Raw genomic sequence first — 15,487 nt, forward strand, 5'->3', positions numbered from 1 at the left:
TGCTGTCGGGTGCGAGTGGCTCAGCGGCGCAGTTGCGCGCGCCCGAGGCTGGCAAGGTGCACTTCGTCGGGGCCGTCGGCGATGCGCAGCGAGCGGATACCGGCGTAGAGCTCGGCCAGGGGGGTGTCACCGGACACACCAGCACCGCCGTGCACCTGAATGGCACGGTCGATGATGGTCTGCACGGCACGGGGAACGGCGATCTTGATCGATTGGATCTCGGTCATCGCCTCGCGATTGCCGACGGTGTCCATGAGCCACGCGGTCTTCAGCACCAGCAGTCGCAGCGCTTCCAACTGGATGCGCGCCTCGGCCGCCCATTCCCGGATGACGCCCTGTTCGGCGAGCGGCCGGCCGAATGCGTGTCGCGCGTTGGCGCGTGCAGTCATCAAGGACAGCGCCCGCTCACCCATGCCGATGGCACGCATGCAGTGGTGGATGCGCCCGGGTCCGAGTCGTGCCTGCGCAATGGCGAAGCCGTCGCCCTCAGCGGCAATCAGGTTCAATGCCGGCACGCGCACCTCGTCGAACACCACCTCGGCGTGGCCGCCGTGATCCCGATCGTCGTAACCGAAGACAGTGAGAGGGCGCACGATCCGCACACCCGGCGTCTCGCGCGGCACGAGGATCATCGACTGCTGCCGGTGACGAGCCGCATCCAGATCGGTCTTGCCCATCACGATGAAGATCGCGGCATCCGGATTCATCGCGCCAGTCGACCACCATTTGCGGCCCGTGATGACGTAGTCGTCACCATCACGGCGGATGCGGGTGCCGATGTTGGTCGCATCGCTGGATGCGGCATCCGGCTCCGTCATGCAGAACGCACTGCGGATCTCGGCGTTCAGCAGCGGCGTCAGCCAGCGCTGCTTCTGCTCGGGGGTGCCGAAGTCGTTCAGCACCTCCATGTTCCCGGTGTCGGGCGCCGCGCAGTTGAAGGCGACGGGTGCCAGGCGTGGACTCCACCCGGTGAGCTCGGCCACGGCGGCGTACTGCAGGTTCGTCAATCCAGCAGCCCCGGTCTCGGAAGCATCTCCGGGCAGGAATAGATTCCACAGGCCGCGCTCGCGCGCCTTCTGCTGGAGTTCGCGCACGATGGGCCGGAACGACCAGTCATCCGGGGTGGCGGCCAGCTGCTCGTCGAGGATGGCCTCCGCAGGGAGCACCTCCTCATCGAGGAAAGTGCGCACCTGCGCTGTGATCGTCGTGGTTCGTGCGTCCGGAGCGAAATCCATCAGTGCACCTGCAGTCCTTTCTCGGCCAGTGGCTCGACGAGCCCGCCGATACTGTCGAATCCTTCGCCGACGGTGGATCCGGTGCGAAAGCGGTAGTGGATGCCCTCGAGGATGACGGCCAGCTTGTAGGCGGCGAATGCGCGGTACCAGGCGAGATCGGGGAGGGTGGTTCCGGCGTGGGCGGCGTAGACGTCGGCGAGTTCGTCGAAGCTGGGGTAGCCGGCATCCGGGTCCACGGCACTGGCGACGGCGGCTTCCGCGCCCGGCAGCTGGGCGATGTCCCAGTACAGGGCGAAGATGCCGAGGTCCACGAGGGGGTCGCCGAGCGTTGCCATCTCCCAATCGAGGATCGCGGAGATATGGGGCGCGGTGACCGGGCCGTCTACCAGCGCGTTGTCGAGACGATAGTCGCCGTGCACGATGCCGGTGCGTGTGGTTTCGGGCATGCCATCGGCGAGCGAGGCCTGGAGCCGATCGAGGTGCGGGGTCGCGCGGGATCGGGATGCCTTGAGCTGGCGCCGCCAGGTGGACAGCTGACGTTTGAGGTAGCCGTCCGGTCGACCGAAATCAGCGAGACCGACCGAGCCGGGGTCGACGGCGTGCAGGTCGGCGAGGTGCTCGGCGAGCTCGATGCTCAGTGATCGCAGCGCCGCCGGGGCGTACTCGGCGTTCTGCGCGGGCGAGACCAGCACCTGTCCCGGAGCGCGCTCCATGAGGAAGAACGGGGTGCCGGTGATGGTTCCGGTGGTGTCGTCGACCAGGTCGATGGCGACCGGAACGGGGATCGGGGTCGCAGACAGCGCGGAGATGACGCGGTGCTCACGGCCCATGTCGTGCGCGCTGGAGAGCACGTGCCCGAGTGGTGGACGTCGCAGGATCAGCGCAACAGCACCGCCGTCGATGGCGTAGGTGAGGTTGCTGCGCCCGCCGGCGATGACGGATGCGCGCAGTGCGGCCGACGTGGCGAGTTCAGGGTGCGTCTGTGCCAACCAGGCGGTCAGCGCCGTCACGTCGAGACCGGGAACCTCAGGCATCTGCGCCACCCTCCTGCGACTCTGCGATGAGCCGTCGAGGTCAGCATACCGGATGGTCGGTTTGTGTGCGAGCGATTCCGATACGGATGCGCGCCGCTCAGCGCAGCTGCGTGTCGATCGCCTGCCGGATGGATGCCGGGACGGGTGTGGGTCGGCGGGTGGCGGCATCCACGAACACGTGCACGAAACGACCCGTTGCGATCTGCTCGTCATCGCGGAGGATGCCGAGGCTCCAGGTGATGCTCGTCGTTCCCAGCCGTTCGATCCCGATGCCCACCGACAGCGCTTCGGGGAACGATGCCGGGGCGTGGAACTCGCAGGACGATGCTGCGCACAGGGCGATCGCGTCGCCCTGAGGGTCCAGGGCACCCTCCCGGATCATCCAGGTGTTGATGACCGTGTCCATCGCGAGGTAGTAGACGGTGTTGTTGAGGTGACCGTACTGGTCGTTGTCGCTCCAGCGGGTCGCGAACGGCTCATGCACGCGGTATTCAGACATGCGAATCCTCCTCGATTCGGTCGGCAGGCTCGATCAGCAGGCTCGTCAGTCGTCGACACGCAGCAGCAGCCGGAACGCGGTGCGTGCGCGTGCGGCGCTGGGGGGATCGCCAGAGATCAGATCCGCGTAGGTGAATGACTCCGACATCCGCACCAGCAGGTAGGCGAGGCCGGCCGGGTCGATCGCGCCGCCGAGAGGCTCGTCGCCGAGTTCGCGATGCACCAGCCATTCGACGGTCGCCACATAGCGCCGCTGGATCGGACTTTCTTTGGTGGTCAGTAGGCGCAGCGCACGCGCCGGCTCTCGCCGCAGGAATCGGCGGAAGTACTCGGCGGTGATCAGATCATCCACGAAGTGCGTGAGGATGCCCGCGATGCGATCTCCGCCGCTGAGATCAGCGGTCGCATGATCAGCCTGTGCGAGTGTGGGCGTCGCGAGCGACCAGAGCACCTCGCCCAGCAGCGCGTCACGATTGCCGACCCAGCGGAAAAGTGACGTTCGCTCGATTCCGAGGGATGCGGCCAAACCACCCATGTCGATGCGTTCTCCGGTGATGAAAATCTCGCGGGCGCAGTCGAAGGCGCGGCGGGCATCGGCGTGGGTGTTCAGGCGCTCGGAGAGCCAGGAGGGCGCTGCCGTGAGTCCGGCATCAGCGATCGAGGCCACGGTAATGGTGGATGCAGGGGTGATGGCGGGCGCGGCCGTGCGGGTCATGCCAGCACTCTACCCGGGTCGAGGCGTCTGTTTGCAACGTTTCTGAATTTGTAGTGCAACGTTTTGAATAATGATGCATACTCGATTCTGATCACTGACGATCGGAGCCCCCATGACGACCACCCTGACCGCAACCACCTCCGCGGCGACGACAGATCCTGCACCCGCGGATCTTCTCGACGTCGATTTCTACGACTTCCAGACCCGACTGACCGACACCGAGCAGCACGCACTGCGCGGGATCCGGGCGTTTCTCGATACCGAGGTCCGCCCATTCGCCGATGAGCACTGGGAGCGTGCGGAGAGTCCGCGCCGCCTCGTGCCGCAGATCGCCGAGCTCGGCCTCTACGGCAACGCCTTCCCCGAGACGCAGCAGTTCGACAACAGCGCGGTCTTCCGCGGCTGGGTGGCGATGGAGATCTCGCGCGCCGACCCCTCGACGGCCACCTTCATCGGCGTGCACTCGGGACTCGCGATGACCGCCATCGCGGTGGGCGGATCCGATGAGCAGAAGGCGGAATGGCTGCCCATTCTCGCCGCCGGTGAGCAGGTCGCAGCGTTCGGTCTCACCGAACCCGGACACGGATCCGACACCGCGAAAGGGTTGGAGACCACGGCTGAGCGCCGCGGACAGGAGTGGGTGCTCAACGGTGCCAAGCGCTGGATCGGTAACGGCGCCTTCGCCGATCTCGTCGTCATCTGGGCGCGTGATGTCGCCGACGACCAGGTGAAGGGCTTCCTCGTGCGCACCCCGACCGCCGGATTCACCGGCACGAAGATCGAACGCAAGCAGTCGCTGCGCGCAGTGGAGAACGCGGACATCGTGCTGGAGAACGTCGTGGTTGCAGAGAGCGACCGCCTGCAGCGCATCGACAGCTTCCGCGACCTCGCCGTTGTGCTTCGGCTTACCCGGGCAGACGTCGCGTGGCAGGCACTCGGCGTCGCCGTCGGTGCCTACGAAGGCGCCCTGGCCTATGCGAAACAGCGGATGCAGTTCGGCAAACCGATCGCGTCGTTCCAGCTCGTGCAGCAGAAGCTCGCCGACTCGCTCGCCGACATCACGGCATCCATCGCCCTGTGCATGCGCGTCTCTCAACTGCAGGATGAGGGTGAGCAGCGCGATCATCACTCGGCAATGGCGAAGGCATTCGTGACCAAGCGGATGCGCGAGGTCGTGGCCCGCAGCCGCGAGATCTGCGGCGGAAACGGCATCCAGCTCGACTACGGGGTCGCGCGCTACTTCGCCGACGCCGAAGCCGTCTACACCTTCGAGGGCACCTATGACATGAACTCCCTCATCGTCGGACGTGCCATCACCGGCATCCCGGCATTCGTCTGATCCGCTACGAAACCAGGAGAATTTCATGACCGAGGCATACATCGTCGCCACCGCCCGCTCACCGATCGGCCGCGCGGGCAAGGGCTCACTGACGTCACTTCGCGGTGACGACCTCGCCGCGAATATGGTGCAGGCAGCACTTGACCAGGTGCCGGGCCTGGACCCGGCGCGCATCGATGACCTGATGCTCGGCACGGGCCAGCCGGCTGGCGAGCAGGGGTTCAACATTGCGCGCATCGTCTCGGTGCTGCTCGGGCTCGACACGGTTGCGGGCACCACCGTGAACCGGTACTGCTCGTCTTCACTGCAGACCACCCGGATGGCGTTCCATGCGATCAAGGCCGGCGAGGGAGACATCTTCGTGTCCGCGGGTGTGGAGATGGTCAGTCGCTACGGCCAGGGGATGGCAGACGTGTCACCGGGGCAGGTGATTCAGAATCGGGTATTCGATGAAGCCGTCGCGCTCTCCACGGCGCGTTCGGGGGGCGCCGCTGCCGCATGGACCGACCCGCGGGCGGCCGGACGGCTCCCCGATCCGTATATCGCGATGGGGCAGACCGCGGAGAACGTTGCGCAGATCCACGGGATCACCCGCGAGGAGCAGGATGCTTTCGCCGCACGGTCGCAGCAGCGGGCCGAAGCGGCGATCGCCTCTGGTTTCTGGGGGCGTGACATCACCCCGGTGAGCCTCGCGGACGGCACGGTGGTGTCGGCTGATGATGGGCCCCGCCCCGGGGTCACAACGGAGTCGCTCGCCGGATTGCAGCCGGTCTTCCGTCCGGACGGCACTGTGACGGCCGGCAACTGCTGCCCACTCAACGATGGGGCAGCGGCCGTGGTGATCGTGTCGGGACGGGTGGTGGAGGAGCTGGGACTTCAACCACTGGCACGGATCGTCTCGACCGGGGTGAGCGGGCTGTCGCCGGAGATCATGGGGCTGGGGCCCGTGGAATCTTCGCGGCGCGCGCTCTCCCGGGCGGGGCTCGACATCGCCGATATCGACCTCGTGGAGATCAATGAGGCCTTCGCCTCGCAGGTGATCGCCTCGGCTCGCGAGTTGAGCATCGACGAGGAGCGGCTGAACGTGCATGGCGGGGCGATCGCGGTCGGTCACCCCTTCGGGATGACGGGCGCGCGCATCACGTCGACGCTCATCAATGGGTTGGCCGCTACCGGCGGACGCTATGGTCTGGAAACCATGTGCGTCGGCGGCGGGCAGGGCATGGCGATGGTGCTCGAGCGCGTCTGACGAGGCACACCACACAGCGACAGACGAGGCGCGACCCGCTGAGGGTCGCGCCTCGTCTGTTCGTCTGCCGACTACGCCGGAATGAACAGGGCGATGGTCTCGGCGACCAGCGCCGGACGCTCGGACCCCTCGATTTCGATCGTGGTGCGGGCGCTCACCCGCCAGCCCTGCGCCCCGCCATCCGCCGCGGTGATCTCGGTCATCGCGCGCACGCGCGAATCGGCGGTCACCGGCTGCAGGAATCGCACCTTGTCGAGTCCGTAGTTCACGACCATGGATGCTCCGCTGACCTGGAGCAGGCCATCAGTCAGGCGCGGCAGCAGCGAGAGGGTGAGATAGCCGTGCGCGATCGTTGCGCCGAAAGGACCGGATGCTGCACGCTCGGCGTCCAGGTGAATCCACTGCCAGTCCTCCGTGGCATCGGCGAACGCCTGGATGCGCTCCTGGTCGATGGTGAACCAGTCGCCGGTTGCGCTGCGGCCGACCATATCGGCGAGTGCGGACGGGTGATCTGCGACGATGCTCATGCGGTCGGCCCGCCTGCCACATAGAGCACCTGACCCGACACGAAGCTCGCCTCTTCGGAACAGAAGAACGCCGCGGCGGCCGCGATGTCGTCGGGGGCTCCTGCCCTGCCCACCGGAACCTCTTTGGCCATGTGCTCGACGAACTCGTCGAATCCCACGCCCATCCGCTCGGCGGTTGCACGCGTCATATCGGTGACGATGAATCCGGGAGCTATCGCGTTGGCGGTGACTCCGTAGCGGCCCAGTTCGATCGCGAGGGTCTTGGTGAGCCCCTGCATCCCGGCTTTGGCTGCGGAGTAGTTCGCCTGCCCGCGGTTGCCGAGCGCCGAGGTGCTCGACAGGTTGACGATCCGACCCCAGCCGGCGTCGACCTGATGCTTCTGCACCGCCCTGCTCATCAGGAACGCGCCGCGCAGATGCACCGACAGCACAAGATCCCAATCATCCTCGGTCATCTTGAACAGCAGATTGTCACGGATGATGCCGGCATTGTTCACCAGGATCGTCGGGGCTCCGAGTTCGGCGGCGATGCGGTCGACGGCGGCGGCGACGGCAGCAGCATCGGAGACGTCTGCGCCGACGGCGAGGGCCTGTCCGCCAGCATCAGTGATGGCCTGCACGGTGTCGGCGCAGGCGGCTTCGTCCAGATCGAGCACGGCGACGGCGCATCCGTCGGCGGCCAGACGGATGGCGGTGGCAGCGCCGATACCGCGCGCGGCTCCGGTCACGATGGCAGTGCGAGTCATAAAGTGTCCTCTCAGTGGGTGATTCAGAAGGTGAGCAGTTGGCGCAGCTGGGTGCCGGAGGCCAGGAGGTCCATCGCCTCTGGCAGGTCGTCGAGGGTGATTCTCGATGAGATCAGTCGTTCCAGCGGCAATGCCCCCGTGCGCCAGAGGTCGACATAGCGGGGAATATCGCGTTCCGGAACGGCCGAACCCAGATAGCTGCCGATGATGGTTCGGGCCTGGGCGGTCAGCTGCAGTGGCGAGACGGTGGCGGTGGCGTCGGGCGGGGGCAGGCCGACGGTCACCGTGGTTCCGCCGGGGGCCGTGAGGGCGAGAGCCGTCTCGAAGGCCCGTGCTGACCCTGCCGCTTCGATCACGACGGACGCCTGGTGCCCGGCGGCGATGATTGCGGCCGGCTCAAACGCCGCTGAGGCACCGAGTTCCCGCGCGAGATCGAGTTTGGCGGGCACGGCGTCGACACCGATGACGTCGTGGCCGAGGGCGATGGCAACCAGGAGTGCTGCCATGCCGACGCCCCCGAGACCGACCACGATCACGCGCTCGCCGGGCGCGGGGCGGGCCGCGTTGATGACCGCGCCGCCGCCGGTGAGCACGGCGCAACCGAGCAGGGCGGCGATTTCGGCGGGGACATCGGACTCGACAGCCACGACGCTCTGGCGGTTGACAACCGCGTGCGTGGCGAAGGCGCTGACGCCGAGATGGTGATGAACGCTCTCGCCGGTGGCCGTTCGATGGAGTCGGATGCCGTCGCCGACCAGCGTGCCGGCGCTGTTCGCCGCCGATCCGGGGATGCAGGGCAGTCTGCCGTCGGTCTGGCAGTTCTCGCAGGAGCCGCAGCGCGGGAGGAACGTCATCACAACACGCGTGCCGATGGCGATGTCAGAGACGCCGGGCCCGAGCTGCTCGACGATGCCCGCCGCTTCGTGTCCGAGCAGCATCGGTATCGGGCGAGTGCGGTTGCCGTCGACGACGCTGAGGTCGGAGTGGCAGATGCCGGCCGCTTCGATGCGGACAAGGAGCTCGCCGGCGGCGGGCTGATCCAGCTCCACCTCACCGATCGTGAACGGATTCGACCTCGCGAAGGGCGCTTTCGATCCGGATGTCTCGAGTACGGCTCCACGGATTAGCATCCGGTCTCCTTCGCGCGCGATGCTCCGATGCATCGCGGTTCGATAATCATACCGACTGGGCGGTATGTAATCCAGTCGATCAGATCACGGTGACGCCAGTAGGGTGTGAACATGGATCTGCGGGTCGCAGCATACGCCGTCGTCACCGATGACGACGGGAAGGTGCTGCTGGCGCGCTGGACCGAAGGGCGCCGCGTCGCCTGGACGATGCCCGGCGGCGGCCTCGAAGCCGGTGAAGATCCAGAGGATGCCGTGCGCCGCGAGGTGCGCGAAGAAACCGGCTACACCGTGCATGTACAGGAGCTTCTCGGCGTCCACTCGCGAGTCATCCCCGCGGGCAGGCGCGTGAAGAAGGCTGACGTGCCGCTGCACACCCTGCGCATTGTCTATCGCGCCAAGATCTCCGGCGGAAAACTCCGCTTCGAGGAGAATGGCTCCACCGACATGGCCGGCTGGTTCACGGTTCCCAGCATTGCAGAGCTGCAGCGCGTGAAGCTCGTCGACATCGCTCTGCACATGGGCGAGGTCCTGTGACGCGGATCCCGCACGGGGGCGGCGCTCAGGAGCGGGGCTTCTCGGGCTCCGAGATATCGGCGACCGTCGCGCCGTAGGCGGCAATCAGCGCATCCGCATCGACAAACAGGCTGAAGCCGTGTGCTCCCGCGCCCATCGCGACCTGCTGGCCGACGATTGATTCGTCGGCGTAGATCGGCCAGTCGGTGCTGCTGCCGATCGGAACGATCGTGCCGCGCTCGTAGCCGGTTGCTGCCAGAGCGAGCTCAGGCTCGGGCAGGCGCAGCTTGTTCACGCCCACCAGGGCGCGCAGTTTCGGCCACGAGATCGATCGTCCGCCCGGTACCAGCGCGAACAGGTAGGTGTCATCCGCGCGCTTGACGACCAGAGTCTTCACGATTCCGGATGGGTCGATCCCCAGCAGGGCCGCCGCTTCATGCAGGCTGTTCGCCGCCGGGCGCTCGCGGATCTCGATGTCGAGCCCGCGAGCAGCCGCGGCATCCCGCACCCGCGAATGCGGGTCAGATGCAGACGGACTCACGCGTCCGGAGCGGAGAGCGGGTCGTCAGCAACCCAAAGCTCATCATCCGCGCGCAGCGCCTGCCAGGCGGCGTAGAGCACACCGGCTGCGGCGGCAGCACCGAGAACGATCGCGATGATCGAGCCGACACCGGGGCCGCTCTTCTTCGGGGCGGGGTGATGCGAGAACGACAGACCCTGACGCTTTGCGTTCGCGACATCCCACGCCGACAGCGCAGTGCCGACGACGCCGCCGACGATCGGGACGACCTTGTCGTCAACGACCTGGCGGCCGAGCTTCAGTCCGCGGTCGACTGTCGGGGCGAAGCGGCGATTGTAGGTGTCCTGCACGACCGGGAGAACCTGCTCGCGGCCGAGGTTGCCGAGCTGACGACTTGCCTCCCGGGCAACGTCTGCAGCGTGGCCGACAAGCACCTGCTGAGACTCCCAGAGTTCATTGGCGTCGTTCTGCAGACGGCGCAGTTCTTTCTTCCGCTTGCGGGTGAGGCTCACGATGCTCTCCTGTCCATTGGCGTATGGGTTCCCCATCTTGCCAGACGAGTCTGTATTGCGGGCTGGAATTTCCGACCCTTGTCAACTCTTACTCTCCACGCTAACGTCATCGTCCGCCACGAGCGAAGTCATATGAAGCTCTGCGAGAATGGATGCATGGCTCAGCACTCTCACGTTGCAACTCTGCACACCAACCACGGCGACATCGTCATCAACCTCTTCGGTGACCACGCACCCAAGACCGTCAAGAACTTCGTCGGTCTCTCCGACGGAACTCAGGACTGGACGCACCCCGCCACCGGCAAGCCCGGCGAGGGCGCCCTGTACAAGGACGTCATCTTCCACCGCATCATCCCGAACTTCATGATCCAGGGCGGCGACCCGCTCGGTCAGGGTGTGGGTGGCCCCGGCTACAACTTCGACGACGAGATCAATATGGAGCTCAACTTCAACGAGCCCTACATCCTCGCCATGGCCAACGCCGGCCAGCGTCGTAACGCCATCACCGGCAAGGCCGAGGGCACCAACGGCTCGCAGTTCTTCATCACCACCGACCCGACGCCGTGGCTGCAGGGCAAGCACACGATCTTCGGCGAGGTCGCCGATGACGCTTCCAAGAAGGTCGTCGACGCGATCGCCGCGGTGCAGACCGGTGCCGGTGACCGCCCGATCGAGGATGTCGTCCTGCAGTCGGTCGACATCGCCGCCGTCTGATCCACGTCAGTACTGGCCGATCCGGATGACTACGCCTGAGTTCACCAGCAATCGCGAGAACTACTGTTATCGCCATCCGGATCGGCAGAGCTTCGTGCTCTGTCAGCGGTGCATGCGCACCGTCTGTCATGAATGCCAGACCCAGGCGCCGGTCGGCGTCATCTGCCCGGAGTGCATGAAGGCCGAGCGCAAGGGCCGCACCCCGGCGCAGAAGCGTGCGCAGCGCCAGTGGGGCAGCCGTCGCAGCAGCACGATCACGGCCGTGCAGTCCGGCAAACCGATGATGACCTACGCCATCATCGCTGTCACGGGCTTCGTCGGCTTGCTGCAACTGGTGCCGGGCCTGAATGTCACCGCGTGGCTGCAGTTCTGGATCGGTTATCTGCTGCCGGAACTCTCCGGTGCCCCGTTCCAGCCGTGGCGCCTGCTGACCGCTGCACTCGTCCACAGCGGCATCTGGCACATCGGCCTCAACATGCTTGCGCTGTGGATGATCGGCCGGAGCCTGGAGCCCATGCTCGGTCGCTGGCGCTTTCTCGCGCTCTACGTGCTGGGCGCGATCGGCGGCTCGGTCGCCGTCGGGCTCATCGCCCCGGGCACCGTCACCGTCGGGGCATCCGGCGCGGTGTTCGCGCTGTTCGGCGCGCTGCTGGTGATCGGGCTCCATCTGGGTGCGAACATGACCGGCCTGTTCGTGCTACTGGGCATCAACCTGGTGATCGGATTCGTTCCCGGTTTCAACATCGCCTGGCAGGCGCACCTCGGCGGCGCTGTCGTCGGCGCGCTGGTCGGCCTCATCGTGCTGCGCACCCGCAAGCGTTCGCAGCGGCGCTGGCAGATCCTGCTGCTGATCGCCGTGGCCCTGGTGCTGCTGGCGCTCGTGTTCCTCGTCGCTCCGCTGATTCTGACTTAACAGCCCAGTTCAGGAGTTGTTAACAGGGTTGTCCACCCCTGTGAATAACAACCGTGTAATTCTCCCCAGGTGTGGATAACTCTGGGGATAACTCTGGGCGACATGCACGAAGGGCCCCCGCACCGCGGAGGCCCTTCGAAGAATCTGGATGCGGCGTCAGCGCCAGCGGGTGGTCATGAGGAAGCCGATCATGGCGATGCCGAGGCCGATGGCCAGGTTCCAGGAGTCGATACCCGGAATCGGGAACTGCATCCCCGAGATGTAGAAGACGAGGATCCACGCGAGGCCCAGCAGCATGAAGCCCAGCATCACCGGTTTGAACCATGCGGCGTTCGGGGCTTGTTCGCCCTCCGCGCGCTCGACGACGGGTTCTTCATTCTTGCGGTCACGTGCCATGGGGTCATTCTACCCATCACAGGCCGATCCATTCTCTTCTCGGGTTCACGTTCATCACCGAGAGATAAGATCACCCCTATGACTGCCTCCGCCGTGCCGCTGACCCGGCGTGATCACCGACGGCGCAGTCGTGCACCACAGGCCACCTTCACCAGCGTTCTCGGCGAACTGCTGCTGACAGCCGGCGTGCTGGTTCTGCTGTTCGTCGCCTGGCAGATGTGGATCGGCGACATCATCATCAGCGCTCAGAGCAACAGCGAGGGCCAAGCGGTCACCCAGGAGTGGGAACAGCTTCCTCCGCCCGAGCCTCCGCCGGTCATCGAAGACGAGACCACCGGTCAGACCTGGTACGAGCCGCCGCTGATGGAGCATCCGGAAAGCGGCGAATACCTCGCGCAGATGCGCATCCCGCGGTTCGGCGACGACTACAACGTGCAGATCGCGGGCGGGACCAGCCGTTCCGTCACCCTCGACAACGGCTGGATCGGCGTCTACAACCAGTCGGTCATGCCCGGTCAGGTCGGCAACTTCTCCGTCGCCGGCCACCGCACGACCTGGGGCTTCCCACTCAACCGCATGGACAAGCTGAAGCTGGACGACGCGATCGTCGTCGAAACGCAGGAGGGCTGGTACACGTACCGCTTCCGTACGCTCCAGTACGTCCAGCCCGATCAGGTCGACGTGCTCCTGGATGTACCGCAGGTACCCGGGGCCGTCACGGGTGAGCGCTATCTGACGCTGACCGCGTGCTCGCCGCTGTACTCGCTCGCCGAGCGGATCGTCGGCTACGCGGTTTTCGAAGGTTTCCAGCCCCGCGCCGAGGGCGCCCCGGAATCCATGGCATCCGTCGACGAAGTCGCGACCCCGTCGTGGTGAGGAGAATCTGATGTACGCAGCAATCTGGCGCATCCTGCCCGGCCCGTGGTGGCTGCGGGTGCTGATCCTGCTCATCGCGGTAGCCGCAATCCTGTACGGGCTGTTCTTCTACGTGTTCCCCTGGGTGAGCCCGCTCATCACCCCGGGTGAGGTCGACCTGGAGTGAGCGTGCGGGTGCTCGTCGTCGACAACCACGACAGCTTCGTGCACACCCTCGTCGGCTACCTGCACCAGCTCGGTGCCGAGACCGAGATGATCGAGGCGGATGCCGAGACCGCAGCAGGCTTCGCGCGTCTTCTGCCCCGTTTCGATGCGGTGATGCTCTCGCCGGGCCCCGGTCGACCCGAGGATGCCGGCGCCTCCGTAGCCGTTGTGCAGATCGCTGCGGCCGCGAGGACTCCGCTTCTGGGCGTGTGCCTCGGGCATCAGGCGATCGGCGTCGCCTTCGGCACCGCGGTCACCGAGGCCGCGGAGCTCATGCACGGCATGGTCTCTGAGGTGCGCCATGACGGATCCGCCCTGTTCGACGGCATCCCCGCGCCCTTCGATGTCGGGCGCTACCACTCCCTCGCTCTCGCGGCGGACGATCTCGCACCAGAACTGGTCGTCACAGCGCGGACGCGATCAGGCACGGTGATGGCGCTGGCCCACCGCGAATTGCCAATCCGCGGGGTGCAGTTCCACCCGGAGAGCGTGCTCACCCAGCACGGCTACCGGCTGTTGGCCAACTGGCTTGCTGAGGTTGCGATCGCCGGCGGTTCGGCATTCGATGCCGAGCAGGCGTCAGTCGGGCTGAGCGCCCTGCCTGCCCGTCACTCGCAGTAGCGCAGCTCAACCTCTGAGTGCACCGGCACATCGCCCGGCGCCAAAGACATCGTCAGCACCGTATTGGGCGCCTCGCCCTTGTCAGCGTTGCACTCGCCGACAGCTGTCGGCAGCGGCGTGAGTCCCTGAGCTTCGAGCGCCTTTGTGGCGCCGTCGATGGTGTAACCGGTCAGATCCGCCAGCGCGATTCGGCCGCTGGCGACCACAAGATTCACGATCGTTCCCGGGGCGACCTCATCACCCTCCTGCACGTTCTGCGTCTCGAGCACGGTTTCGGCGGCACTGTCGGCATCGTTGCTGGGAATCACATTGCCCAGTTGCAGACCCGCGGCCTCGAGAGCTGCGGAGGCCGCCTGCTGCGACAGTCCGACCAGCGGCGGCACGAGCACCGTCTCCGCACCGGCAGAGACATACAGCGTGATCGTCTGGCCCACCTCGACCGTCTGTTCGGCGGCGGGGTCGGTGCGCACCACATTCCCCTCGGTGATCTCGGAACTCTGCTCGGACACGCTCGTCCACAGCAGATCGAGGTCTTCGAGGTCGTCCTGTGCGCGCTGGGCGGAGACATCGACCAGATCGGGCACGATGCGCGACGAAGAGGGAATCTGCTCGCCCCGCGGCATCAGCAGAACCCACAGCAGCACCGACACCAGCAGTACCGCAAGCAGAGCGACACCGGCCCAGATCCAGACCACCGGCGGTCCGGACTGCGTGCGCGCCATCGTCGTGTCGGTGCTGAGCTGACGCAGCGAACGGGCAGTCTCCTGCGCCTGACGCGGCGACGGTCCGTACAACTCGCTGGTCAGCGCGCCCAGCTGCTTCTTGGTGGGAGCCTTGCCGGCCACCGCGCTGTCGAGCGCAGCGCGGAAGCTCGCAGCATCCGGATAGCGCTGATAGGGATCCTTGGCCAGCGCACGAAGAACAATCGGATCGAGCGCGCCGGGTGCGTCTTCATTGACCTCGGTGGGCGGCACCGGCGTCTCACTGACGTGCTGGTAGGCGACCGCCACCGGTGATTCGCCGCGGAACGGCTGACGACCCGTCAGTAGCTCGTAGAGCACGATGCCGGTCGAATACAGGTCGGCGCGGGCATCCACCGGCTCGCCCTTGGCCTGCTCCGGTGAAAAGTACGCGGCCGTCCCGATGATCTGGGTCGTCTCCGCAACGGTCGACGACGAGTCCGAGACCGCGCGCGCAATCCCGAAGTCCATCACCTTGACCTGGCCCTTGTCGGTGACCATCACGTTGCCGGGCTTGATGTCGCGGTGCACGACGCCGGCGCGGTGCGAGTAGTCCAGGGCTTCGAGGATGCCGTCGATGTAGCGGAGGGCATCCTCGGTGGAAACCGGCCCCTCGGCGATGATGTCCTTCAGCTGCCGACCCTGCACGAGCTCCATGACGATGTACGGCTCACTGCCGGGAGCGCCGGCGGGGATGGCACCGTCACCGGCAGAGGTCGGATCGCCCGCGTCGAAAACGCGAACGATCGACGGATGCGACATGCGAGATGCCGACTGCGCCTCTAAGCGGAACCGGGTGCGAAAAGCAGTGTCACGAGCGAGATCCGGGTCAAGAATCTTGATCGCGACCTCGCGACCGAGCGTGATGTCGTAGCCGCGGTAGACCTTTGCCATCCCGCCATGGCCGATGAGCTCGTCCACGCGGTAGCGCTCGGCAATGATGCGTGGCTCTGTGGACACTGAAGATTCCCCCTGGGCTGGTGACCTCGATTGACTAAGGTTACC

General features: G+C 66.2%; 19 protein-coding genes. 8 read left to right on the forward strand and 11 right to left on the reverse strand.

The window, feature by feature from the left end:
- Positions 1–20: 20 nt before the first annotated feature.
- The 4 genes from ACSU1L_RS08505 to ACSU1L_RS08520 all read right to left on the reverse strand — a co-directional run bounded on the left by ACSU1L_RS08505 (position 21) and on the right by ACSU1L_RS08520 (position 3,482).
- Positions 21–1,235 carry an acyl-CoA dehydrogenase family protein gene (locus tag ACSU1L_RS08505; protein ID WP_439255428.1) on the reverse strand — a complete coding sequence of 405 codons (1,215 nt, stop codon included), beginning with the start codon at positions 1,233–1,235 and terminating at the stop codon, positions 21–23.
- Positions 1,235–2,269: a phosphotransferase family protein gene (locus ACSU1L_RS08510; RefSeq protein ID WP_439255429.1), complete on the reverse strand. Its 1,035-nt coding sequence runs from the start codon at positions 2,267–2,269 to the stop codon at positions 1,235–1,237. The genes ACSU1L_RS08505 and ACSU1L_RS08510 overlap by 1 nt, the downstream gene beginning before the upstream one ends.
- Positions 2,270–2,366: 97 nt before the next feature.
- Positions 2,367–2,768 carry an acyl-CoA thioesterase gene (locus ACSU1L_RS08515; RefSeq protein WP_438252433.1) on the reverse strand — a complete coding sequence of 134 codons (402 nt, stop codon included), beginning with the start codon at positions 2,766–2,768 and terminating at the stop codon, positions 2,367–2,369.
- 45 nt (positions 2,769–2,813) lie between these two features.
- On the reverse strand, positions 2,814–3,482 hold the full coding sequence (locus tag ACSU1L_RS08520) for a QsdR family transcriptional regulator (protein ID WP_439255430.1): 669 nt from the start codon (positions 3,480–3,482) through the stop codon (positions 2,814–2,816).
- Positions 3,483–3,594: 112 nt separating this feature from the next.
- Between ACSU1L_RS08520 and ACSU1L_RS08525 the strand changes: the two genes are divergently transcribed.
- Complete coding sequence (locus ACSU1L_RS08525) at positions 3,595–4,821, forward strand: acyl-CoA dehydrogenase family protein (RefSeq protein ID WP_439255431.1); 1,227 nt, start codon at positions 3,595–3,597, stop codon at positions 4,819–4,821.
- Between the two features lie 25 nt (positions 4,822–4,846).
- Positions 4,847–6,070 (forward strand): acetyl-CoA C-acetyltransferase, encoded by a 1,224-nt coding sequence (locus ACSU1L_RS08530; RefSeq protein WP_439255432.1) that lies wholly within the window; start codon positions 4,847–4,849, stop codon positions 6,068–6,070.
- Positions 6,071–6,141: 71 nt separating this feature from the next.
- Here the strand turns inward: ACSU1L_RS08530 and ACSU1L_RS08535 are convergent, their stop codons facing one another.
- The 3 genes from ACSU1L_RS08535 to ACSU1L_RS08545 are packed head-to-tail and all read right to left on the reverse strand — an operon-like array spanning position 6,142 to position 8,473.
- Positions 6,142–6,597 (reverse strand): MaoC family dehydratase, encoded by a 456-nt coding sequence (locus tag ACSU1L_RS08535; RefSeq protein ID WP_438252437.1) that lies wholly within the window; start codon positions 6,595–6,597, stop codon positions 6,142–6,144.
- Positions 6,594–7,343: an SDR family oxidoreductase gene (locus tag ACSU1L_RS08540; RefSeq protein ID WP_439255433.1), complete on the reverse strand. Its 750-nt coding sequence runs from the start codon at positions 7,341–7,343 to the stop codon at positions 6,594–6,596. The genes ACSU1L_RS08535 and ACSU1L_RS08540 overlap by 4 nt, the downstream gene beginning before the upstream one ends.
- Positions 7,344–7,366: 23 nt before the next feature.
- Complete coding sequence (locus ACSU1L_RS08545; protein WP_439255434.1) at positions 7,367–8,473, reverse strand: zinc-binding dehydrogenase; 1,107 nt, start codon at positions 8,471–8,473, stop codon at positions 7,367–7,369.
- Between the two features lie 111 nt (positions 8,474–8,584).
- Here ACSU1L_RS08545 and ACSU1L_RS08550 point away from each other — a divergent pair, with 111 nt between their 5' ends.
- Positions 8,585–9,007 (forward strand): NUDIX hydrolase, encoded by a 423-nt coding sequence (locus ACSU1L_RS08550; RefSeq protein WP_439255435.1) that lies wholly within the window; start codon positions 8,585–8,587, stop codon positions 9,005–9,007.
- 25 nt (positions 9,008–9,032) lie between these two features.
- Here the strand turns inward: ACSU1L_RS08550 and ACSU1L_RS08555 are convergent, their stop codons facing one another.
- The gene (locus ACSU1L_RS08555; protein WP_438253052.1) at positions 9,033–9,494 is read right to left on the reverse strand and encodes an aminoacyl-tRNA deacylase; all 462 of its coding nucleotides are present in this window, start codon (positions 9,492–9,494) and stop codon (positions 9,033–9,035) included.
- Positions 9,495–9,523: 29 nt separating this feature from the next.
- Positions 9,524–10,018 carry a DNA helicase gene (locus ACSU1L_RS08560; RefSeq protein ID WP_438252441.1) on the reverse strand — a complete coding sequence of 165 codons (495 nt, stop codon included), beginning with the start codon at positions 10,016–10,018 and terminating at the stop codon, positions 9,524–9,526.
- 156 nt (positions 10,019–10,174) lie between these two features.
- Between ACSU1L_RS08560 and ACSU1L_RS08565 the strand changes: the two genes are divergently transcribed.
- Positions 10,175–10,732, forward strand: a complete 558-nt coding sequence (locus ACSU1L_RS08565) for a peptidylprolyl isomerase (RefSeq protein ID WP_438252442.1) — start codon at positions 10,175–10,177, stop codon at positions 10,730–10,732.
- A gap of 25 nt (positions 10,733–10,757) precedes the next feature.
- Complete coding sequence (locus ACSU1L_RS08570) at positions 10,758–11,645, forward strand: rhomboid family intramembrane serine protease (protein WP_438252443.1); 888 nt, start codon at positions 10,758–10,760, stop codon at positions 11,643–11,645.
- A gap of 156 nt (positions 11,646–11,801) precedes the next feature.
- Here ACSU1L_RS08570 and ACSU1L_RS08575 read toward each other — a convergent pair whose 3' ends face one another.
- Positions 11,802–12,041 carry a cell division protein CrgA gene (locus ACSU1L_RS08575; protein WP_438252444.1) on the reverse strand — a complete coding sequence of 80 codons (240 nt, stop codon included), beginning with the start codon at positions 12,039–12,041 and terminating at the stop codon, positions 11,802–11,804.
- A 78-nt stretch (positions 12,042–12,119) separates the two neighbouring features.
- On the opposite strand from ACSU1L_RS08575, the gene ACSU1L_RS08580 reads away from it, so the two are divergent.
- Genes ACSU1L_RS08580 through ACSU1L_RS08590 form a run of 3 tightly spaced genes read left to right on the forward strand, consistent with a single transcriptional unit; the run spans position 12,120 to position 13,742 of the window.
- On the forward strand, positions 12,120–12,917 hold the full coding sequence (locus ACSU1L_RS08580) for a class E sortase (protein WP_438252445.1): 798 nt from the start codon (positions 12,120–12,122) through the stop codon (positions 12,915–12,917).
- A gap of 10 nt (positions 12,918–12,927) precedes the next feature.
- Entirely contained in the window at positions 12,928–13,083 is a 156-nt protein-coding gene (locus ACSU1L_RS08585; protein ID WP_438252446.1) for a hypothetical protein, read from the forward strand.
- Positions 13,080–13,742 carry an anthranilate synthase component II gene (locus tag ACSU1L_RS08590; RefSeq protein WP_439255436.1) on the forward strand — a complete coding sequence of 221 codons (663 nt, stop codon included), beginning with the start codon at positions 13,080–13,082 and terminating at the stop codon, positions 13,740–13,742. The genes ACSU1L_RS08585 and ACSU1L_RS08590 overlap by 4 nt, the downstream gene beginning before the upstream one ends.
- Here ACSU1L_RS08590 and pknB read toward each other — a convergent pair.
- Entirely contained in the window at positions 13,730–15,442 is a 1,713-nt protein-coding gene (pknB, locus tag ACSU1L_RS08595; protein ID WP_439255437.1) for a Stk1 family PASTA domain-containing Ser/Thr kinase, read from the reverse strand. The two genes, ACSU1L_RS08590 and pknB, sit on opposite strands and share 13 nt — an antisense overlap.
- Positions 15,443–15,487: the final 45 nt, after the last annotated feature.

This window comes from Microbacterium sp. A94 (genome assembly GCF_051842855.1).
Classification (GTDB): Bacteria; Actinomycetota; Actinomycetes; order Actinomycetales; family Microbacteriaceae; genus Microbacterium.